The 19,106-nt window shown below is 71.9% G+C and carries 20 protein-coding genes; 12 read left to right on the top strand and 8 right to left on the bottom strand.

Features of this window, described 5'->3' with window-relative positions; genetic code table 11:
- Nucleotides 1-253 precede the first annotated feature (253 nt).
- Complete coding sequence (locus tag ACZ4QV_RS11320) at nt 254-1,891, bottom strand: FAD-dependent monooxygenase (protein ID WP_361584133.1); 1,638 nt, start codon at nt 1,889-1,891, stop codon at nt 254-256.
- A 112-nt stretch (nt 1,892-2,003) separates the two neighbouring features.
- Between ACZ4QV_RS11320 and ACZ4QV_RS11315 the strand changes: the two genes are divergently transcribed.
- The 3 genes from ACZ4QV_RS11315 (at nt 2,004) to ACZ4QV_RS11305 (ending at nt 4,047) form a co-directional block, all read left to right on the top strand.
- Complete coding sequence (locus ACZ4QV_RS11315) at nt 2,004-2,606, top strand: TetR/AcrR family transcriptional regulator (protein ID WP_361584136.1); 603 nt, start codon at nt 2,004-2,006, stop codon at nt 2,604-2,606.
- Nucleotides 2,607-2,761: 155 nt separating this feature from the next.
- On the top strand, nt 2,762-3,265 hold the full coding sequence (locus tag ACZ4QV_RS11310; RefSeq protein ID WP_361148940.1) for a cupin domain-containing protein: 504 nt from the start codon (nt 2,762-2,764) through the stop codon (nt 3,263-3,265).
- A complete protein-coding gene (locus tag ACZ4QV_RS11305) occupies nt 3,262-4,047 on the top strand; it encodes an SDR family NAD(P)-dependent oxidoreductase (RefSeq protein WP_361148942.1) in 786 nt (261 codons plus the stop codon). Before ACZ4QV_RS11310 ends, ACZ4QV_RS11305 begins: the two co-directional genes overlap by 4 nt.
- 37 nt (nt 4,048-4,084) lie before the next feature.
- Here ACZ4QV_RS11305 and ACZ4QV_RS11300 read toward each other — a convergent pair whose 3' ends face one another.
- From ACZ4QV_RS11300 to ACZ4QV_RS11290, 3 genes are all read right to left on the bottom strand, one after another.
- Nucleotides 4,085-4,312: a hypothetical protein gene (locus ACZ4QV_RS11300; RefSeq protein WP_361148945.1), complete on the bottom strand. Its 228-nt coding sequence runs from the start codon at nt 4,310-4,312 to the stop codon at nt 4,085-4,087.
- Nucleotides 4,313-4,428: 116 nt separating this feature from the next.
- Nucleotides 4,429-4,938: an STAS domain-containing protein gene (locus tag ACZ4QV_RS11295; protein ID WP_361148947.1), complete on the bottom strand. Its 510-nt coding sequence runs from the start codon at nt 4,936-4,938 to the stop codon at nt 4,429-4,431.
- Nucleotides 4,939-5,302: 364 nt separating this feature from the next.
- Nucleotides 5,303-5,854, bottom strand: coding sequence for a hypothetical protein (locus tag ACZ4QV_RS11290; protein ID WP_078624706.1), 552 nt, complete (start codon nt 5,852-5,854; stop codon nt 5,303-5,305).
- Nucleotides 5,855-6,124: 270 nt separating this feature from the next.
- On the opposite strand from ACZ4QV_RS11290, the gene hemL reads away from it, so the two are divergent.
- The 8 genes from hemL to ACZ4QV_RS11250 all read left to right on the top strand — a co-directional run bounded on the left by hemL (nt 6,125) and on the right by ACZ4QV_RS11250 (nt 14,720).
- Nucleotides 6,125-7,432 carry a glutamate-1-semialdehyde 2,1-aminomutase gene (gene hemL, locus ACZ4QV_RS11285; RefSeq protein ID WP_361584143.1) on the top strand — a complete coding sequence of 436 codons (1,308 nt, stop codon included), beginning with the start codon at nt 6,125-6,127 and terminating at the stop codon, nt 7,430-7,432.
- A 38-nt stretch (nt 7,433-7,470) separates the two neighbouring features.
- Nucleotides 7,471-8,196: a histidine phosphatase family protein gene (locus tag ACZ4QV_RS11280; RefSeq protein WP_361584146.1), complete on the top strand. Its 726-nt coding sequence runs from the start codon at nt 7,471-7,473 to the stop codon at nt 8,194-8,196.
- Between the two features lie 186 nt (nt 8,197-8,382).
- A complete protein-coding gene (locus ACZ4QV_RS11275) occupies nt 8,383-9,606 on the top strand; it encodes a polysaccharide deacetylase family protein (protein WP_361148952.1) in 1,224 nt (407 codons plus the stop codon).
- A 299-nt stretch (nt 9,607-9,905) separates the two neighbouring features.
- A complete protein-coding gene (locus tag ACZ4QV_RS11270; RefSeq protein ID WP_361148954.1) occupies nt 9,906-10,520 on the top strand; it encodes a TlpA family protein disulfide reductase in 615 nt (204 codons plus the stop codon).
- A gap of 4 nt (nt 10,521-10,524) precedes the next feature.
- Entirely contained in the window at nt 10,525-11,292 is a 768-nt protein-coding gene (locus tag ACZ4QV_RS11265) for a cytochrome c biogenesis CcdA family protein (protein ID WP_361148956.1), read from the top strand.
- 3 nt (nt 11,293-11,295) lie between these two features.
- Complete coding sequence (gene resB, locus ACZ4QV_RS11260) at nt 11,296-13,044, top strand: cytochrome c biogenesis protein ResB (protein ID WP_361148958.1); 1,749 nt, start codon at nt 11,296-11,298, stop codon at nt 13,042-13,044.
- On the top strand, nt 13,041-14,132 hold the full coding sequence (gene ccsB, locus ACZ4QV_RS11255) for a c-type cytochrome biogenesis protein CcsB (RefSeq protein ID WP_361148961.1): 1,092 nt from the start codon (nt 13,041-13,043) through the stop codon (nt 14,130-14,132). The genes resB and ccsB overlap by 4 nt, the downstream gene beginning before the upstream one ends.
- A 54-nt stretch (nt 14,133-14,186) precedes the next feature.
- Nucleotides 14,187-14,720: an SRPBCC domain-containing protein gene (locus ACZ4QV_RS11250; RefSeq protein ID WP_361148964.1), complete on the top strand. Its 534-nt coding sequence runs from the start codon at nt 14,187-14,189 to the stop codon at nt 14,718-14,720.
- On the opposite strand, the gene ACZ4QV_RS11245 is transcribed toward ACZ4QV_RS11250, so the two are convergent.
- From ACZ4QV_RS11245 to ACZ4QV_RS11230, 4 genes are all read right to left on the bottom strand, one after another.
- Entirely contained in the window at nt 14,699-15,349 is a 651-nt protein-coding gene (locus ACZ4QV_RS11245) for a DUF4291 domain-containing protein (protein ID WP_361584153.1), read from the bottom strand. The genes ACZ4QV_RS11250 and ACZ4QV_RS11245 overlap by 22 nt on opposite strands.
- 64 nt (nt 15,350-15,413) lie before the next feature.
- Nucleotides 15,414-16,424 (bottom strand): isopenicillin N synthase family dioxygenase, encoded by a 1,011-nt coding sequence (locus tag ACZ4QV_RS11240; protein WP_361584156.1) that lies wholly within the window; start codon nt 16,422-16,424, stop codon nt 15,414-15,416.
- Nucleotides 16,417-16,845 (bottom strand): nucleoside deaminase, encoded by a 429-nt coding sequence (locus ACZ4QV_RS11235; protein WP_361584489.1) that lies wholly within the window; start codon nt 16,843-16,845, stop codon nt 16,417-16,419. The genes ACZ4QV_RS11240 and ACZ4QV_RS11235 overlap by 8 nt, the downstream gene beginning before the upstream one ends.
- 244 nt (nt 16,846-17,089) lie before the next feature.
- Nucleotides 17,090-17,560 carry a PLD nuclease N-terminal domain-containing protein gene (locus ACZ4QV_RS11230; RefSeq protein WP_361584159.1) on the bottom strand — a complete coding sequence of 157 codons (471 nt, stop codon included), beginning with the start codon at nt 17,558-17,560 and terminating at the stop codon, nt 17,090-17,092.
- Between the two features lie 88 nt (nt 17,561-17,648).
- On the opposite strand from ACZ4QV_RS11230, the gene ACZ4QV_RS11225 reads away from it, so the two are divergent.
- Nucleotides 17,649-19,106: a menaquinone biosynthesis decarboxylase gene (locus ACZ4QV_RS11225; RefSeq protein ID WP_361584162.1), complete on the top strand. Its 1,458-nt coding sequence runs from the start codon at nt 17,649-17,651 to the stop codon at nt 19,104-19,106.

The raw sequence follows: 19,106 nt of genomic DNA, 5'->3' as shown, positions 1-19,106 counted from the left end.
CGGCCGGGCGCGCCCGGCCCGCCCCGGGTTTTCGGGGACCGGTCTCCCCTTCCATCGCGCGACCGCACGGACTTCGGTGGCGGGCGGCGGGAACCGGGCAGCTGCGGGATCCGGTCCGGCCGCCAGGCCCGGCGAGCGTCCGTCCGCCCGGCCCGGGGACGGCCGGGCGTACCGGGCGGCGCGGGCCCGTTCCCCGTTCATGGCCGGGGGACGGGTCCGCGCGAGCCGCACCGGATACGGCGCGGCGTGCTGGTCAGGACCGGACCGTGGCGCGGTCCGTGGCCCGGCCCGAGCCGGTCCAGCGGCCGAGGGCGCCGCGCAGTGACACGGCGCGTGCGTCCGGGTCGGCGGCGTCGGTGGCCCAGGCGATGTAGCCGTCGGGGCGTACGAGGAGCGCGGTGCGCCGGTCACCGGCCCAGGCGGCCCGCACGAGACGGGGGCCGGCGGCGGAACCGCCCTCCGCAGCGGTCCCGTCGTGCGGCGCTCCGGCGTCCGCCGGCGCTTCGGCCCTCGGCAGCCCTTCGGTCCCCGGCAGTTCCTCGTCCCGGGGCACGACGAGGACGAACGCGCCGCCGCGCAGCGCCTCGTACAGCCGGGTGCCGCCCGCGAGCCGCAGGTCGGGGGCTCGCTTGCCGGTGAGCGGGTGGGCGCCGCGCTCGGCCTGGTAGGAGATGCCCACTCCGCTGATCATCGCCAGTGCCCGGTCCGCCAGCGGCGGCGTCACGTTCATCAGCCCGGCGAGCGAAGCGCGCAGCGCCCGCGCCGGCGCGCTGCGCAGCTGGGCCGCCCGGATGAGCATGCCGCTGCTGCGCAGCACCATCTTCCCCACCGGGTGGCGCTCGGCGTCGTAACTGTCCAGCAGGCTGTCGGGTGCGTCGCCGCGCACTACCGCGGCCAGCTTCCAGCCGAGGTTGGCGGCGTCCTGGAGCCCGGTGTTCATGCCCTGCCCGCCGGCCGGGGAGTGGACGTGCGCGGCGTCGCCCGCGAGGAAGGCGCGGCCGACGCGGTAGCGGGGCACCTGGCGCTCGTCGCTGTGGAAGCGGGAGGTCCAGCGCACCTCGTCCATCCCGTAGTCGGTGCCGAGGGCGAGGCGCAGGTAGCTGCGGATCTCGTCGGGGCCGACGGGGGTGTCCTCGGGAATCTGGCGGCGGCGGTCCCAGCCGACGACGCGGTACCAGCCGTCGCCGAAGTTGGCGACGACCGCGATGGCGTCGCCGTTGGCGTTGCCGACCAGCGGGAGGTCGGGCTGCTCGCCGAGCCGTACGTCGGCGAGTACGACGGAGCTGACCACGGACCGGCCGGGGAAGGGCAGGCCGAGTGCCTCACGGACGGTGCTGCGCACGCCGTCCGTACCGACCAGATAGGACGCACGATAGGTCGTGGTGGCCCCGTCCTCCTCCTGTACGCGGGCCTGGACGCCGTGGCTGTCCTGGTCCAGGCCGGTCACCCGGGCCCCGTACCGGAAGGTGACGCCGGCCTTCTGCGCGCGCCGCTCCAGCAGCCGCTCGACCTCGTACTGCGGGGTGATCAGCACGAGCGGGAAGCGGGAGGGCAGCCGGGTCGGCTTCAGCGTGACACCGCCGAAGAGCTGGAGACGCCGCAGCACGTGGCCGTGCGCCAGCAGTTCGTCGGCGAGGCCGCGCGCGTCGAGCTGTTCGAGGCTGCGGGCGTGCACGGCCATCGCGCGGGTCAGGTTGCTGAGGCCGGGAGCGCGGCGTTCCAGCAGGGTGACGCGCAGGCCGGCGACGGCGAGGTCCCCGGCGAGCAGCAGTCCGGTGGGGCCGGCGCCGACCACGAGGACGTCGGCGGTCTCGGGGGTGTGCGCGGTGTCCGCGGGGTGTGCGGTGTCCGCGGGGTTCGGGTGGTCGGTGGTGCCGGGATCGCGGTGCATGGCCGCCTCCAATGCCAACACTTGTTGGCCAACGGTTGTTGGTCAACGCTTGTTGGCAACGATAGAGCCGGCCTGCTGGCCGGTCAACAGTTGTTGGCCTACAGTCGTTGGCATGGCTGAGACCGCATCCCCCCCACCCGCTCCGGACGCCGCACCGGACCGTCCCCGTCGCTCCGAGGCCACCCGTGCCGCGATCCTCGAAGCCGCCCGCGAGCGCTTCGCCGCCGAGGGGTACGAACGCGCCACCATCCGGGCCGTCGCCCGGGACGCGGGCATCGACCCGTCGATGGTCATGCGCTACTACGGCAACAAGGCGGGCCTGTTCGCGGCGGCCTCCGAGATCGACCTGAAGCTGCCCGACCTGACGTCCGTACCGCGCGACCAGCTCGGCGCCCTGCTCGTACGGCACTTCCTCGACCGCTGGGAGCGCGACGAGACGCTGACCGCGATGGTGCGCGTCGCCGTCACCAACGAGGCGGGCGCCGACCGGCTGCGCGGCGTCTTCGCCGAACAGATCAGACCGGCGCTCGCGGCGGTGTGCGCGGTCCCGGAGGAGGACGCGTCCCGCGCGGCGCTGGTCGGCTCCCAGCTCGTGGGCATGGGCATGCTGCGGTACGTCCTGCTGCTGCCGCCCGCCGTCGACCTCGGCCGCGAGGAGGTCGTCAGTTGGCTGGCGCCCACGATCCAGCACTACCTGACCGCCGAGCACCCGTAGCGCCGGTGGCCCGGCCCGGCCGGGCGCCCGCCCCGGTCCGTCCGGAACGCGCCCGACTTCCGCGATCTCCGGACGCGGCGCCACCGCCGTTCTACGGTGGTGGCCGCACCAGCCGTACGTGCCGCCGTACCCGCAGTGGACCGGGAAGGAGACGCATGGCCCGGCAACCGTCCGTGTCACCGTCGCCCCAGGAAATCGTCGAACTCTACGGACTGGAGCCGCTGCCCAGGGAGGGCGGCCGCTACCGGCAGACCTGGGCGGGGCCCGAACGCCCCGACGGACGGCCGGCGGGCACCGCGATCGTCGTCCTGCTCACCGCGGAACCCGACGGCCACAGCGCGCTCCACCGCCTGCCCACCGACGAGGTCTGGCACTTCTACCTCGGCGACCCGCTCTCGATGCTCCTGCTGGACCCGTCCGGCGGCACCCGGACGGCTGTCCTCGGCCCGGACGTGCTGGGCGGCCAGCACGTCCAGTTCACGGTGCCGGCCGGCACCTGGATGGCCGCCGAGGTCGCCGACGGCGGCGCCTGGTCGCTGCTCGGCTGCACCATGGCGCCGGGCTTCACCTACGACGTGTACGAGCACGGGGACGCCGCCGAACTGGCCGCGCGCTACCCCCAGGAGGCGGCGCGCATCACCGCGCTGTCCCGCCCGTGAGCGCGCCCGCCGGCAGCCCGGGGCTGCCCTCCCTCGCAGGCCAGGTGGCCCTGGTCACCGGCGCGGGCGGCTGCCTCGGCACCGGCATCGCGCTGCGCCTCGCCGCGGCGGGCGCCGCGGTCGTCGCCCACTACCGTACGAACGCCACCGCCGCCGAAGCGCTCGTCTCGCGTATCGAGGAGGAGGGCGGCAGCGCGCTTGCCGTACGGGCCGACCTGTCCGCCGAGGAGGAGTGCCACCAGTTGGTGCGTACGGCGGCGGAGTGGCGCGGCCGGCTCACCGCCCTGGTGAACAACGCCGGTGTGCAGCCCGTCCAGGACCTGGCCACCATGACCGTCGACGACTGGCGCGAGGTCGACGCCACCAACGTGCTGAGCACCTTCGCCTGCACCCAGGCCGCCGCGGCGGTGATGCGGGACGGCGGAGGCGGCTCGATCACCCACATCGCCTCCATCGAGGCGCACCAGCCCACGGCGGCCCACGCCCATTACTGCGCGTCCAAGGCGGCCGTCGTGATGCACGCGCGCACGGCCGCGCTGGAGTACGGACCCGACGGCATCCGCGTCAACAGCGTCTCGCCGGGCCTGATCGGCCGCGAGGGCCTGGCGGAGGCCTGGCCGGACGGTGTGACCCGCTACCTGCGGGCGGTACCGGCCGGCCGGCTCGGCCGCCCCGAGGACATCGGCGACGCGTGTGTCTTCCTCGCCTCGCCGATGGCCGCGTGGGTGACCGGTCACGACCTTGTGGTGGACGGCGGGGTGTCGGCCAGGCCCACCTGGTGACCGCTCATCCGGCGGCCCCCCGCCCGGCCCCGGCGGGCTACTTGCCCTTCGCCGCGCCGCCCCGCTCCGCGCGGTACCGCTTGTCGTAGCGGTCCTGGCGGATGCGGCGCTCCCGGTAGGCGCGGTACTCCGCGTCGTAGCCCAGGTACCCCTGGCGGTAGCGCACGGTGAGGTAGAGCAGCACGGCGGAAGCCAGCCACCACGCCGGGTTCGAGAACCCGGCGACGGCCGTCAGAAGGAACGAGACGAGCAGAAGCGGGAACACTGCGCACCTCCCAGGAGTGTGCGGTGATCGGAAGCGCCCCGCCCGGAGCGCTTGCCAGGCCGTGCCTTCCGGGTCGGCCAGGCGCCACGGGCCCGGGCTGATCCGGAGGACACGTTCTAGGCCACGGCCCCGGCCGACCGGCCGGGCGGTTCGGCGGCCGGGGATCCGGTCGCGGTGTCCAGGCCGGAGAAGACCGGCAGCAGCCGGTTCAGCCCACTGGCGTGCAACGCCGCGAGGACGGCCGGGCTCGGCTGGACGAGACGCAGGTCACCGCCCTGGGTACGGGCCCGTCTGGCCGCCGCGACGAGCGGACCGAGGGCGAGCGCGCAGCAGGAGGTGACCTCGGACAGGTCGACGATCAGCAGGCTCCCGGGAGCGCGGGGCAGGCGCCGCAGGCGTTCGCGCAGGGCGGGCAGGGTCGCCAGGTCCACCCGGCCGCGCACGATGAGGACCGCGAAGTCGGTGTCCGTCACGGGAACCGACGGCACCTCAGCCGTCGCGGGCTCCGGTGGCGCGGCCGGCGCGGAGGTCCGCGCCGGGGCGTGCCGGGTGCGGTGGCGGGTCGGCACCCGCGTGCCCACCGCGCCGACGCGCGGGAAGTCGAGGGACGTTCCGGGATCTGCCATCAGCACGCGCCTCCTCGGGGCGGACGGGCTTCCGCGCTGCCGGGGACTCGGGCTGCACCTTCCAGGGTAGTCCGGGGCGGGTGGCGCGAACAGCATGCGTGCCCGACCGGTCGGATATGGGGGCGCCCTGACGGCGCGTCACCCGTACGGCGCGCGCCGCCCGAGTCCGCCGTCCGTGACCCCGGCCGCGGGCCGGACGTCCGCCGGACGGCCACCGGACGTCCGACCGTGCGGCCGGTGAGGTCGCGGGTGGGGCCGCCGCGGCCGGGAAAACTCCGGTCACCGGGCCGTCGCGGCCGGGAAAGCCCCGGTCACCCGCTGCCGGGCCCCGGCAGCGGACCGGCTCCTGAGGCTTTTTCGCAGGTCACGGCCACACCAGGCAGTACGCCTGGTGTCCGGCGTCGTGCAGCCGGTGGGAGAAGTCCTGCCACTCGTGGAGCAACTGGTAGACGGTGAAGGCGTCCCGGGGGCCGCCGCGGTCGGGGACCGTGGACCAGATGAAGGCCGCGGCGCCCACCGACTCCTCGCCGACGCCGCGCAGCGGGTCGACGACCGTCATGGGGAGCTTGACGACGGCGTAGTCGGGATGGAGGACGACCAGTTCGAGCGGGGGGACCTTGTGCAGCGGTATGCCTTCTATGCCGGTGAGGACCATCGCGGCCATCGTCTCCGGCTTGATCTTCGTGAACATGCCGCCCATGCCGAGCTCGTCGCCGCCGAGCTCTTCGGGCCGCATCGAGATCGGCACGCGCGCCGCCGTGGCACCGTTCGGCGCGCCGAAGTATTTGTACGTCACCCCCATGCGGCCGCCCCTGTTTCCCCCGCCCTTGATCTCCTCGCGCCGGTGGCGGCCCCGCTGGTCGCGCTCAGGCCCCCGGTCATCGGTGCCCTCGCCCAGTCCGCCACCGCGATGCATATCTCCACCCGACCACTCGCAGCCCCAGCCGCGCAACCCGATCATCGTCTCAGAGACCTCCCCCGTCACCGGCGCGCGAAACTCCCGGCCGCGCGCCCCCGTGCGCCTCTGAGACCATTGCTTGCGTGACTTACTCGTACGTTGCCCCAGTTTTGCAGACCCGCGGGGTCTGACACCTGGTCGGTGGCGAGGGGATTTCCGCTCCGCGCTCCGCCCGGGTGCCGCCGCCGGCCGCCGCCCCTTCCTACATTTGCGCAGGTCAGGATCACAGTGCCTTTTCCCTATGAAGCCCCAGTTTCGCAGACGCTCTTCGACCGTGCGGCCGTTGTGACGCCGGGCGGGGTGAACTCTCCCGTGCGCGCGTTCGGCGCCGTGGGTGGTTCGCCCCGGTTCATGGTGTCCGGTACCGGTCCGTACCTCACCGACGCCGACGGACGCGAGTACGTCGACCTCGTGTGCTCGTGGGGCCCGATGATCCTCGGGCACTCCCACCCCGAGGTGCTCGCCGCCGTCCAGGAGGCCGTCGCCCGCGGCACCTCCTTCGGCACGCCCGGTGAGGGCGAGGTGGAGCTGGCCGAGCGGATCGTCGACCGGATCGACCCGGTCGAGCAGGTCCGGCTGGTCTCCTCCGGCACCGAGGCGACGATGTCCGCCATCCGGCTGGCGCGCGGCTTCACCGGCCGCACCAAGGTCGTGAAGTTCGCCGGCTGCTACCACGGGCACGTGGACGCGCTGCTGGCCGCGGCCGGCTCCGGCGTCGCCACCTTCGGGCTGCCGGACACGCCCGGCGTCACCGGCGCCCAGGCCGGTGACACGATCGTGCTGCCGTACAACGACCTGGAGGCCGTCCGGGCCGCCTTCGCCGCGCACCCCGGCGAGATCGCCTGCGTGATCACCGAGGCCGCGGCCGGCAACATGGGCGTCGTCCCGCCGCTGCCCGGCTTCAACCAGGGCCTGAAGGACCTCTGCGCCGAGAGCGGCGCGCTCTACATCTCCGACGAGGTCATGACCGGCTTCCGGGTCAGCCGGACCGGCTGGTACGGCATCGATGGCGTCCGGCCCGACCTGATGACCTTCGGCAAGGTCATGGGCGGCGGCTTCCCGGCCGCGGCGTTCGGCGGGCGCGCCGACGTGATGGCGCACCTCGCCCCGGTCGGCCCGGTCTACCAGGCGGGCACCCTGTCCGGTAACCCGGTCGCCACCGCCGCCGGCGTCGCGCAGCTCAAGCTGCTGGACGAGGCGGCCTACGAGAAGGTCGACGCGGTCTCGGAGCAGGTGCGCTCGCTGGTCACCGACGCCCTCACGAAGGCGGGCGTCGCGCACCGCCTCCAGGTCGCGGGCAACATGTTCTCGTTCGCCTTCACCGACCAGGACGTGACCGACTACGCCTCGGCCAAGGCGCAGGAGTCCTTCCGCTTCACCGCCTTCTTCCACTCGATGCTGTCCCAGGGCGTGTACCTGCCGCCGTCCGCGTTCGAGTCCTGGTTCGTCTCGACCGCCCACGACGAGCGGGCGGTCGAGCGGATCGCCGCCGCCCTGCCGTCGGCCGCGCGGGCCGCCGCCGAAGCGAGCGCGTGAGCGCGGCGGACGGCGGAGCGGACCGGAAGATGGGTGACATGAGCAGCGAAAACATCGAAAACAACGAAAACAACGAAAACAACGCAGACGTCGCAGACATCACCGTCGTACACCTGATGCGGCACGGCGAGGTGCACAACCCGGAGGGCGTGCTGTACGGCCGCCGGCCCGGCTACCACCTCTCCGAGCTAGGCCGGACCATGGCCGACCGGGTCGCCGAGCACCTGGCCGGGCGGGACATCACGCACGTCGTGGCGTCCCCGCTGGAGCGGGCGCAGGAGACCGCGGCGCCGGTCGCCAAGGCGCACGGTCTGGACCTGGCCACCGACGAGCGGCTGATAGAGGCGGCCAACGTCTTCGAGGGCAAGACCTTCGGGGTCGGTGACGGCGCGCTGAAGAAGCCCGGCAACTGGAAGTACCTGACCAACCCGTTCCGCCCCTCGTGGGGCGAGCCGTACCTGGAGCAGGTCGTACGGATGATGGGGGCGCTCGGCGCGGCGCGCGACGCGGCCCGCGGGCACGAGGCGGTGGCGGTCAGCCACCAGCTGCCGATCTGGATCGTGCGCAGCTTCGCCGAGCGGCGGCGGCTGTGGCACGACCCGCGCAAGCGGCAGTGCACGCTCGCCTCGCTGACCTCGTTCACCTTCCGCGGCGACAAGATCATTTCGGTGGGTTACAGCGAGCCGGCGCTCGATCTGGTGCCGGCGCACCTGCGGGCGGGTGCCAAGCCGCAGGCCGGGAAATCCAAAGCCTTCGGAGCGTAACCTCCGGCCGGTTTTTCGCATCGTGTGGTGTGAGGGATGCGAGGGGCCGGTGTGACGTGAGGTCATCTACAAGCAAAATAATAAATTCGCGCCAATAGCCCGGAACCTCCGTGTTCGACAATGCCTCTTACCCGATGTCCGTTTATACGGATATTGAGTGTGACGAGTACGGATGGGGACGACGGTATGCGCGCGATCAGTCGGCGGAACGTGCTGGGCATGGGAGTGGGGGCGGCCGCGGCGCTCGGCGTCGCGAGCTGCTCCACCGGCTCCGGTTCCGGGTCCGGCTCCGGCCAGGACAAGAACGCCGTGCAGGCCAAGGCCAAGCCGATCGGCGACGGCTCGACGGCCGACGCGGGCCCGCAGCCCCACCAGCCGGAGAAGCCGCGCCGGCTGGAGCCCGGCGAGACCCCGCCGCAATTCGTGATCTTCTCGTGGGACGGCGCGGGAGAGGTGGGCAACGGCCTCTTCCCGCGCTTCCGCAAGCTGGCCCAGGACCACAACGCGGCCATGACCTTCTTCCTCTCCGGGCTCTACTGCCTCCCGGAGTCGAAGAAGCACCTCTACCGACCGCCGAACAACAAGGTCGGCGCCTCGGACATCGGTTATCTCTCCGACGAGCACATCAAGGCGACCCTGAAGAACGTGCGGGAGGCGTGGCTGGAGGGCCACGAGATCGGCACCCACTTCAACGGGCACTTCTGCGGCGAGGCCCGTACCTCGGTCAAGCACTGGACCCCCGCCCAGTGGCAGTCCGAGATCGACCAGGCCATGGACTTCGTCACCAAATGGCGGACGAACACCGGTTTCACCGACCTTGAGCCGCTGCCCTTCGACTACAAGAAGGAACTGATCGGCGGCCGTACGCCGTGCCTGCTCGGCCAGGACAACCTGCTGCCCACCGCCAAGAAGCTGGGCTGGCGCTACGACGCCAGCTCGCCGGGCGGCCTGCAGATGTGGCCCAAGAAGAAGATGGGCATCTGGGACTTCCCGCTCCAGCAGATACCTTTCCCCGGACACCGGTTCGAGGTCCTCTCCATGGACTACAACATCCTCGCGAACCAGTCGAAGAACTCCACCAAGGGCCCGCCCGCCAACTACCCGGGCTGGCGCAAGGAGGCCACCGGCGCGTACATCAAGGGCTTCGAGCGGGCCTACGAGACCAACCGCGCGCCCCTGTTCATCGGCAACCACTTCGAGCAGTGGAACGGCGGCCTCTACATGGACGCCGTCGAGGAAGCGCTGAAGCACATCGCCGACGAGAAGCGCAAGGACGTGCGCCTGGTCTCCTTCCGGCAGTTCACCGACTGGCTCGACGCGCAGGACCCGAAGGTCGTGGCCAAGCTCCAGGGCCTGCCGGTCGGCCGGAAGCCCGCGGGCGGCTGGAAGACGTTCCTCTCGGGCGCCTGAGGCGCGGAGGTACGGGCCGGGCCGCGCGCCCTGGTCCGTACCTGCCGACAGGCGCGGGCTCCGGTCCGTACCTGCCGACAGGCGCGCGCCCCGGCCCGCACCTGCCCGACAGATGCGCGCCCTGGTCCGTACCTGCCCGACAGATGCGCGCCCTGGTCCGTACCTGCCGACGGGTACGAGCGGGCCGACGCGGCTCGCCACGGCCGCCGTAACCCGCCTGACGTGCCCCGACATGACCGCTGCCGCCCCGGCGAGGGGGGTGCGGAAGATCCGCCACGGCCCCATGCGAAACTTTTCACATGAGTGCCTGCCGCGTCCCCCGACGACTCGCCAGTCATCGCCGCACCGCGCTGTTCGCCGCGGGAGCCGCGCTCGCCGCGCTGACGCTGAGCGCCTGCGGCGAGGGCACCTCCGGCGGTTCCGAACAGACCCAGTTCGTCGAGGGCAAGGACGGCGTCGAGCGGGTCGCCAAGGCGGACCGTAAGCCCGTACCCGACATCTCCGGCGAAACCACCCAGAGTGCGAAGCTGGACATCGCGGACTACAAGGGCAAGGTCGTCATCCTCAACGTCTGGGGATCGTGGTGCGCCCCCTGCATCGCCGAGGCCCCCAACTTCGCCAAGGTCGCGAACGAGACCAAGGCCAAGGGCGTCCAGTTCGTCGGCATCAACACCCGCGACTCGCAGAAGTCCCAGGCGGTCAGCTTCGAGGAACAGCACAAGGTGCCGTACCCGAGCCTGTTCGACCCGACCGGCAAGCTGATGCTGCGCTTCCCCAAGGGCAGCCTCAACCCGCAGGCGATCCCCTCCACCATCGCCGTCGACCGGCAGGGGAAGATCGCCGCGCGGTCCATCGGCCCGCTCGGCGAGGACGAGCTGCGCAAGATGCTGCAGCCGCTGATCGACGAGAAGTGATCACGTGATCGCGCTCGCCGCCGCCACCTCGGGCCCCGCCTCCACCATCACCTCGGGCACGCTGCTGCTCGCCGTGCCCGTCGCCCTCCTCGGCGGACTGGTCTCCTTCTTCTCGCCCTGCGTGCTGCCGCTGGTCCCCGGCTACATGTCCTACGTCACCGGCGTGACCGGTACGGACCTCGCCGACGCCAAGCGCGGCCGGATGCTCGCCGGCGCCTCCCTCTTCGTCCTCGGCTTCACCGCCGTCTTCGTCTCCACCGGCGCGCTCTTCGGGTTCTTCGGCAGCGTGCTCCAGGAACACCAGGACGTGCTCAACAAGGTCCTCGGCGTCCTGCTGATCCTGCTCGGCCTGGCCTTCGCCGGCATCCTGAAGAACTTCGGCCAGCGCGAGCTGCGCTTCCACAAGAAGCCCGCCATGGGCCTGGCCGGCGCGCCGGTCCTCGGCGTGCTCTTCGGCGTCGGCTGGACGCCGTGCCTGGGCCCGACCCTCACCGCGGTCAGCTCGCTCGCCATCGACCAGGCCAGTGCCGGACGCGGCGCCCTGCTGACCGTGGCCTACTGTCTGGGACTGGGCCTGCCCTTCATCGCCGTCGCGCTGGCCTTCCGCAAGGTGCTCGGCGCCTTCGGCTGGGTCAAGCGCCACTACGTGTGGGTGATGCGGCTGGGCGGCGGCATGATGGTCGTGCTCGGCGTCCTGCTCCTCACCGGCGCGTGGGCCGATCTGATGTCCGGCCTGCAGAGCTGGACCAACAGCTTCACCCCAGGGATCTGATCGATGACCACCAAGACCGACGCCGCCCGCGACGCCGACGACGCCGATGTCGGCGCCGCGGGCTCGCAGATGTCCACCGCGCCCGAGGAGGAGGCGTCCGGGGGAGTCACCCTCCCGTCCCTCGGGCCGATCGGCTGGGCCCGGTGGTTCTGGCGGCAGCTGACCTCGATGCGGGTCGCGCTGATCCTGCTGTTCCTGCTGTCCCTGGGGGCCATCCCCGGCTCGCTGGTCCCGCAGACCAGCATCGACCCGACCAAGGTCGAGCAGTTCCGGGCCGACCACACCACGCTGGCGCCGGTCTACGACAAGCTGGGACTCTTCCACGTCTACAGCTCGGTCTGGTTCTCCGCGATCTACCTGCTGCTGTTCATCTCGCTGATCGGCTGCATCGTGCCGCGTACGTGGCAGTTCGTCGGCCAGTTGCGCAGCCGCCCGCCGGGCGCCCCGCGCCGGCTGACCCGGCTGCCCGCGTACACCACGTGGCGTACGGACCGGGCGCCCGAGGAGGTGCTCGGCGCCGCGCAGCGGATGCTGAAGAAGCGCCGCTTCCGCGCGCACACGGTCGGCGACGCGGTCGCCGCCGAGAAGGGCTACCTGCGCGAGGCCGGCAACCTCGTCTTCCACATCTCACTGATCGTGATCCTGGTGGCGGTCGCCGTCGGCAGCCTGTGGAAGTCCGAGGGCGGCAAGCTGATCACCGAGGGCGACGGCTTCGCGAACAGCCTCACCCAGTACGACAACTTCAAGTCGGGCGCCTTCTACGACACCGACGACCTCGAACCCTTCGGCTTCTCCCTCAAGAGCTTCGACGCGTCCTACGAGCGCACCGGCCCCCAGAAGGGCACCCCGCGCGAGTTCCGCGCCAACATCACGTACTTCCGGGGTGCGGACGGCCAGGAGCACCAGGGCAAGATCGAGGTCAACCACCCGCTGGAGATCGCCGACTCCAAGATCTTCCTGCTCTCGCACGGCTACGCGCCGGTCGTCGAGGTCACCGACGGCCGCGGCAAGAAGGTCTACAGCGGCGCGGTGCCCTTCCTGCCGCAGGACATGCAGAACTACACCTCCACCGGTGTGGTCAAGGTGCCCAACGCGCTGACCCGGGACGGCAAGCGCAACCAGCTCGGCTTCTCGGGTTTCTTCGTGCCGACGTACGGCGGCAAGGGCTCGGGCTCGATGTTCTCCACGTTCCCCGCGCTGGACAATCCCCGGCTGACGCTGACCGCGTACCACGGCGACCTCGGCGTGGACTCCGGACTGCCGCAGAGCGTGTACCAGCTGGAGAAGAAGAACCTCAAGCAGTACAAGCAGGACGGCCGCGCCGTCGCCCAGATGATGCAGCCCGGCGAGACGATGAAGCTGCCCGGCGGCGACGGCAGCATCAAGTTCGTCGGCGTCAAGCAGTGGGCCACCTTCCAGGTCTCCCACCAGCCCGGCAACGGCCTCGCGCTGATCGGCGCGATCGCCGTGCTGCTCGGCCTGGCCGGCTCGCTGTTCATCCAGCGCCGCCGGGTGTGGGTACGGGCCGTCGAGGGCGCCGACGGGGTGACCGTCGTCGAACTCGCGGGCCTGGGCCGCAGCGAGTCCGCCCGCCTGCCGGAGGAACTGGCGGACCTGGCGGAAGCCCTGGGCCCGGACGCGCCGCAGGCCGCGGAACCCGCCCCCACTCCCACCCCCACCGAGCCCGAGAACGCGGCGAAGCCCTCCGACTCCGCCGATCCTGCTGATCCCTCCGAAGGAGCGCGCGCGTGAACCTCGCTGCCGCAGCCACCAACGAGAACCTGGCCAGTATCAGCAACGTGCTGATCTACTCGGCCATGGCCGTGTACACCCTCGCCTTCCTCGCGCACCTCGCCGAGTGGGCCTTCGGCAGCCGCAGCAAGGTCGGCCGTACGGCCGCGGCCCTGACCGCCACGGTGCCCGCCCCCGCCGGGGCGGCGGCCCGGACGGCGGAGCAGGGCGGCGGCACCGCCGTACTGGAGCGCCCCAAGGTCGTCACCCGCGCGGCCAACGGCAGCCGGGACGTCCCGGATGGCCCGGGCGCCGCGGGCGGCACCGAGAAGGGCGACCTGTACGGCCGGATCGCCATCTCGCTGACCACCCTCGCGTTCCTGATCCACCTCGGCGGGGTCCTCACCCGCGGCCTGTCCGTACAGCGCGCCCCCTGGGGCAACATGTACGAGTTCTCCACGACCTTCGGCATGGTCGCGGTGGCCGCGTACCTCGTCCTTCTCGCCCTGAAGAAGAACGTCCGCTGGATCGGCCTGCTGCTGACCGCCACCGTCCTGCTGGACCTGGGCGTGGCCGTCACCTGGCTCTACACCGACAGCTCCCAGCTGGTCCCGGCCCTGCACTCGTACTGGCTGTGGATCCACGTGAGCTGCGCGATCATCTCCGGCGCCTTCCTCTACCTCGGCGCCGTCTCCACGCTGCTCTACCTCTTCCGCGACCGCTACGAGAGCAAGCTGGCCGACCCGTCCGGCAAGCAGCCCGGCGCCTTCGCCACCTCCGTCATGGAGCGCCTGCCCGCGGCCGCCAGCCTGGACAAGTTCTCCTACCGGGTGAACGCCTCGATCTTCCCCCTGTGGACCTTCACGATCATCGCGGGCGCCGTCTGGGCCGGCGAGGCGTGGGGCCGCTACTGGGGCTGGGACTCCAAGGAGATCTGGTCCTTCGTCACCTGGGTCGCCTACGCCGCCTACCTCCACGCCCGCGCCACCGCCGGCTGGAAGGGCCGCAAGGCCGCCTACCTGGGCCTGTTCGCCTTCCTGACGTACATCTTCAATTACTACGTCGTGAATTACTTCTTCTCGGGGCTGCACTCCTACTCGGGGGTCTGACCCGGTCGGAGCAGTACCCCGGCGGAAACCCGTGCCGTACGCGACGGTGGCCTCATGGATCGTCTTGAGAGCCCCGTCCCGTACGGCACCGCCGTTTCCGTCGACGACGTCCACACCCTGCGGTACGAGCTGAACCTTCCCCAGGCTGTGGAGGAGGTCTGGTCCGCGGTGGCCACCCAGGAGGGCCTGCCGGGCTGGCTCGCTGCCGCCGATCCGTTCATCCGGCACGAGGGCGGCGCGATCACACTGCGCTGGCAGAACACCGACGAGCAGGGCGTCGCGACGGTGGCGCCCGGGCAGGTCACGGGCTGGGGGCCGACCCGGCTGGCCGAGTACACCGTCGATGTCCACGGCCGGATCCGTTTCGATCTCCAGTCGCGCGACGGTTCCGGCGCGCACGGCACCCGCCTCCGCTTCACCAACGAGTTCACCGGGCCGCCCGCCTTCCGCCTGGACTGCCTCGCGGGCTGGCACCAGCACTTTGAATTCCTCGTCGATGCCCTCGCCGGACGGCCCGAGGACTGGTCCACGTGGAACCTGGAACGGTGGCGGGAACTGCGCGCGGACTACGCGGCAGCCGGGCAGTAGAGGCCCGGGGTGCCGGCCGCAGCCGGGTAGGGACGTTCCTCGGGGAGGAGGGCGGCGGCGCTGGTCAGGTCGCCGCGGGCCACCAGGGCGTGGATCTCGTGGGCGAGTGGGGTGACGTCCCGGATGGCGACGGTCCACTCGTCGGCGTAACGGCGGGACGCCTCGCCGGACAGGCCGAGCTGGAGTGAGCGGTACGGGAGGGGCTTGAGGCACAGGTCGCGTTCGGGGTCCCACTGGATGCGGGCGGGGGAGGCGTGCAACTGCCGCTTCCAGGCGTCCCGGTCGGAGTGGACGACGGGGTCGTAGTGGGACAGACAGGCGTGGCGCAGCGCCCAGTCGAAGCCCGTGCGGTCGATCTCGATGGCGAGGACACGCTCCTGGTCGGGCTTGGTGGCCCAGCCGCAGCGGTACATCATCCACAGGAACGACGGCTTGATCCACGTCATGCGCTCCCGTTTCCAGGCGGGCGGGAAGCGGCCGTCGCGGGCGGCGGGGAGGCCGAGGGACGGGCTGTACGCCTGGTAGACGGTGATGGTCGTGGCGGTGTGGACGGCCCGGACGCGGCGGAGCGGTTCGGGGTGGGCGGCGGGCTCGGTGGTGTGGTTCAGACGGTTGTTCTCGCTGCTCATGGGCAGTCAGTCTGGGCGGGCGGCGGCTCGGGCGGCCACCGAATTCGGGCGGCGGCCCGGGGCGTCAGGAGGTGCCCTGCGTGTTGATGGCGTCGAGTTGGCCGCGTAGGTACGTGTGGGAGTCCGGCAGGTCGCCGACGCGGGTGCCGGGGTCGCACTCGTAGAAGTAGACCAGGGACATCAGCTCTTCGGTGGGGGCGTCCGGCGGGGGCGGCAGGACGCGGTGGCGGCCGGAGCGCCAGCGGCCGTCGGTCCAGTGGGCCATCAGGTCGCCGATGTTGACGGTGAGGGAGCCGGGTACGTACGGGGCGTCCTGCCAGCCGGTGCCGCCGTGCGCCGGGTCGGTCCAGATCTGGAGGCCGCCCTTGCCGTACTGCCGGTCCAGGACCGTGACCGCGCCGAAGTCGGTGTGCGGGCCGATGCGGAACTGGCCGGGCAGGGCCTCGCCCACCGTCTGCGTACCCGGATACCAGTTGATGTTGAAGCCCCAGGTGGGGTGGGTGGTGTGCCGGGTGAAACGGTCGGGGGCGGCGCCGAGGGCGGTGGCGAGGAGTTCCAGGAGCTGGTCGGAGAGGGCGCGCAGGGCGGTCAGGAGGTCCTGGACGTCGGTGCGGAGGGCGGGGACCTGGTGGGGCCAGACGTTGGGCAGGAACCACTCCGCGTCGACGGACGGGACGCCGGTCGGCTCCTCGGAGGCGAAGGACAGCGACTCCTTCAGGTCCGGCGGGGTCGTGGTGCCTTCGGCGGCGCCGTTGGCCTCGGCGCCGGGGCCGAGCCAGCCGCGGCCGCCGACCTCGGTGGCGTACGGCTGCTTCGCCGTGGCGGGCAGGGTGAAGAACGTGCGGGCGGTGCGGCGGATACGGGTCCGCAGCTCCTGGTCGATGCCGTGGCCGGTGACGAGGAGGAAGCCGGCGGCGCGCAGTCCGGTGTCGACGGCCTCGGCGATGCTGCGACGGGTGTCCGCGTCGCCGGTCCGCCAGCGGGTGAGGTCGATGGTGGGGACGGGGGAGGCTGGAGAGGGGGAGGTGGTGGGGGAGGCTGGAGAGGTGGGCGTGGGGCGCGGGGGGTCACTCATGGCCGATGTCCTCGTTCCATACCTCGGGCCGGGCCGCGATGTACTCCCGCATGAGGGCGCGGCACTCCACGTCGTCCAGCAGCACGATCCGTATGCCGCTCTGCGCCAGCCAGTCGTGTCCGCCGTGGAAGGTGCGGGTCTCGCCGATCAGGACGCGCGGGATGCCGAACTGACGGATCAGGCCGCTGCAGAACCAGCAGGGGGACAGGGTGGTGACCATCGTCGTGCCGCGGTAGCCGCGCTGCCGGCCGGCGGCCCGGAAGGCGGTGGTCTCGGCGTGCGCGGACGGGTCGCCGTCCTGGACGCGCCGGTTGCGGCCCCGTCCGAGGACGGTGCCGTCGGGCCCGTACAGCGCGGCGCCGATGGGGATGCCGCCCTCCGCCAGTCCGGCCCGTGCCTCGGCGACCGCCGTCGCCAGCATCTTCCGCTCCCGGTCCCTCACGACGGCCACTCTCCTCGCCTCGGGACGGCCGGGCAACGCGTGGGACGTGATCAGGCCGGGGTGTCCGGTGGCGGGGCGTGCGGGGAGGGCGTGCGGGTACGGGGGCACGCGCCGGGGCCCGGGGCGGGGCGCCGGTAGACGGGCGGGGCTGGCCGGTAAGGCGGGCAGAGGCGTGCCGGGCGGCCCGTAAGGCGGGCGGGGCGCGCCGGTACGCGGCGGGGCGTCAGCCCTTCGGCGGCGGGGTGCCGCCCTCGCCGTCCGCCGAACCGTTTTCCTTGCGCCGCAGTTCCTCCTCGCGGCGCCGCAGGTCGGCCTCCCAGTCCTTCAGGAGCGCCTCGTCCCGCTTGCCCTCGTCCTTCTTGGCCTCGTCCTTCTTGCCGTCCTCCTTCTTGCCCTCGTCCTTGAGCGAGCGCAGGAAGTCGGGGTTGTCGTCCGGTGCGACCCACTTCCGGGCCGCGCCGCGCCCGCCGCGCGGCCACGGCGACGCGGCGCCGCCCCCGGCGTGCTCACGGCGGGGCCGGCCGGCCACCAACCACGCGACCGGCCCGATCAGCACCTCGCCGAAGAGCAGGATGATGAAGACCCAGGCGATCTTCGGCAGGCCGCGGACCTGGTTCTCCGGCGTGTTCAGGCAGTCGATGAACGCATAGATCCACAGCGCCAGGATCACGAGGAACGGCAGATACCTGAGCATTGCGGAAGCAGCCCCCCAGAGCTGACGGGCGGGCCTCGGCGGGGCCCGGTGACCCGTCCAGGGTAGTGCGTACCGGATACTGGAACGCATGGCTTATGACGACCTTCGCTCGTTCCTGCGCGCGCTCGACCGGGAGGGCGACCTCAAGCGGATCAAGGCCGAGGTCGACCCGCACCTGGAAGTCGGCGAGATCGTGGACCGGGTGCAGAAGTCCGGCGGTCCCGCGCTGCTCTTCGAGAACGTCAAGGGCTCGTCGATGCCGCTGGCGATGAACGTGTACGGCACCGACCGCCGGCTGCTCAAGGCGCTCGGCCTGACGTCGTACGACGCCATCAGCGACAAGATCGGCGGACTGCTCCGGCCCGAGCTGCCGCAGGGCTTCGTCGGGGTGCGGGAGGCGTTCGGCAAGCTCGCCAACATGACGCACGTACCGCCGAAGAAGGTCAAGGGCGACAGCGCCCCGGTCCAGGAGGTCGTGCTCCAGGGCGACGACGTCGACCTGGACACGCTCCCCGCGCTGTTCACCTGGCCGCAGGACGGTGGGTCGTTCTTCAATCTGGGCCTGACCCACACCAAGGACCCGGAGAGCGGCGTACGCAACCTGGGCCTGTACCGCCTCCAGCGCCACGACAAGCGCACCATCGGCATGCACTGGCAGATCCACAAGGACAGCCGCAACCACTACCAGGTGGCCGCCAAGCGCGGCGAGAAGCTGCCGGTCGCCATCGCCTTCGGCTGCCCGCCGGCCGTGACGTACGCCTCCACCGCGCCGCTGCCCGGCGACATCGACGAATACCTCTTCGCCGGGTTCGTCCAGGGCAAGCGGATCGAGATGGTGGACTGCAAGACCGTGCCGCTCCAGGTCCCGGCCAACGCCGAGGTCGTGCTGGAGGGCTGGCTGGAGCCGGGCGAGATGCTGCCGGAGGGCCCCTTCGGCGACCACACCGGCTTCTACACGCCGCAGGAGCCGTTCCCCGCGCTGACCATCGACTGCGTCACGATGCGCAGGCGGCCGCTGCTCCAGTCGATCGTCGTCGGCCGGCCGCCGACGGAGGACGGGCCGCTGGGCCGGGCAACGGAACGGTTCTTCCTGCCGCTGCTGAAGATCATCGTGCCGGACATCGTGGACTACCACCTGCCCGAGTCGGGCGGCTTCCACAACTGTGCGATCGTCTCGATCGACAAGAAGTACCCCAAGCACGCCCAGAAGGTGATGCACGCCATCTGGGGCGCGCACATGATGTCGCTGACCAAGCTGATCATCGTGGTCGACGCCGACTGCGACGTGCACAACCTGCACGAGGTGTCCTGGCGGGCCCTCGGCAACACGGACTACGCGCGCGACCTGACCGTCGTCGAGGGGCCGGTCGACCACCTCGACCACGCCTCCTACCAGCAGTTCTGGGGCGGCAAGGCGGGCATCGACGCGACGCGCAAGCTGCCCGAGGAGGGCTACACGAGGGACGGCGGCTGGCCGGAGATGGTCGAGTCGGACCGCGAGACGGCGGCGAAGGTCGACCGCCGCTGGAAGGAGTACGGGTTCTAG

This window comes from Streptomyces sp. NPDC026394 (genome assembly GCF_055567735.1).
The sequence above is the reverse complement of the archived record's forward strand: the minus strand, read 5'-3'. Positions and strand labels throughout refer to the sequence as shown.

What these genes read in the sequence shown, in the direction of transcription:
- ACZ4QV_RS11320 (WP_361584133.1), bottom strand. Translation starts at nt 1,891, where the DNA reads ATGCACCGCGATCCCGGCACCACCGACCACCCGAACCCCGCGGACACC.
- ACZ4QV_RS11315 (WP_361584136.1), top strand. Translation starts at nt 2,004, where the DNA reads ATGGCTGAGACCGCATCCCCCCCACCCGCTCCGGACGCCGCACCGGAC.
- ACZ4QV_RS11310 (WP_361148940.1), top strand. Translation starts at nt 2,762, where the DNA reads ATGGCCCGGCAACCGTCCGTGTCACCGTCGCCCCAGGAAATCGTCGAA.
- ACZ4QV_RS11295 (WP_361148947.1), bottom strand. Translation starts at nt 4,938, where the DNA reads ATGGCAGATCCCGGAACGTCCCTCGACTTCCCGCGCGTCGGCGCGGTG.
- ACZ4QV_RS11290 (WP_078624706.1), bottom strand. Translation starts at nt 5,854, where the DNA reads ATGCATCGCGGTGGCGGACTGGGCGAGGGCACCGATGACCGGGGGCCT.
- ACZ4QV_RS11280 (WP_361584146.1), top strand. Translation starts at nt 7,471, where the DNA reads ATGAGCAGCGAAAACATCGAAAACAACGAAAACAACGAAAACAACGCA.
- ACZ4QV_RS11275 (WP_361148952.1), top strand. Translation starts at nt 8,383, where the DNA reads ATGCGCGCGATCAGTCGGCGGAACGTGCTGGGCATGGGAGTGGGGGCG.
- ACZ4QV_RS11270 (WP_361148954.1), top strand. Translation starts at nt 9,906, where the DNA reads ATGAGTGCCTGCCGCGTCCCCCGACGACTCGCCAGTCATCGCCGCACC.
- resB (WP_361148958.1), top strand. Translation starts at nt 11,296, where the DNA reads ATGACCACCAAGACCGACGCCGCCCGCGACGCCGACGACGCCGATGTC.
- ACZ4QV_RS11250 (WP_361148964.1), top strand. Translation starts at nt 14,187, where the DNA reads ATGGATCGTCTTGAGAGCCCCGTCCCGTACGGCACCGCCGTTTCCGTC.
- ACZ4QV_RS11245 (WP_361584153.1), bottom strand. Translation starts at nt 15,349, where the DNA reads ATGAGCAGCGAGAACAACCGTCTGAACCACACCACCGAGCCCGCCGCC.
- ACZ4QV_RS11240 (WP_361584156.1), bottom strand. Translation starts at nt 16,424, where the DNA reads ATGAGTGACCCCCCGCGCCCCACGCCCACCTCTCCAGCCTCCCCCACC.
- ACZ4QV_RS11235 (WP_361584489.1), bottom strand. Translation starts at nt 16,845, where the DNA reads ATGCTGGCGACGGCGGTCGCCGAGGCACGGGCCGGACTGGCGGAGGGC.
- ACZ4QV_RS11230 (WP_361584159.1), bottom strand. Translation starts at nt 17,560, where the DNA reads ATGCTCAGGTATCTGCCGTTCCTCGTGATCCTGGCGCTGTGGATCTAT.
- ACZ4QV_RS11225 (WP_361584162.1), top strand. Translation starts at nt 17,649, where the DNA reads ATGGCTTATGACGACCTTCGCTCGTTCCTGCGCGCGCTCGACCGGGAG.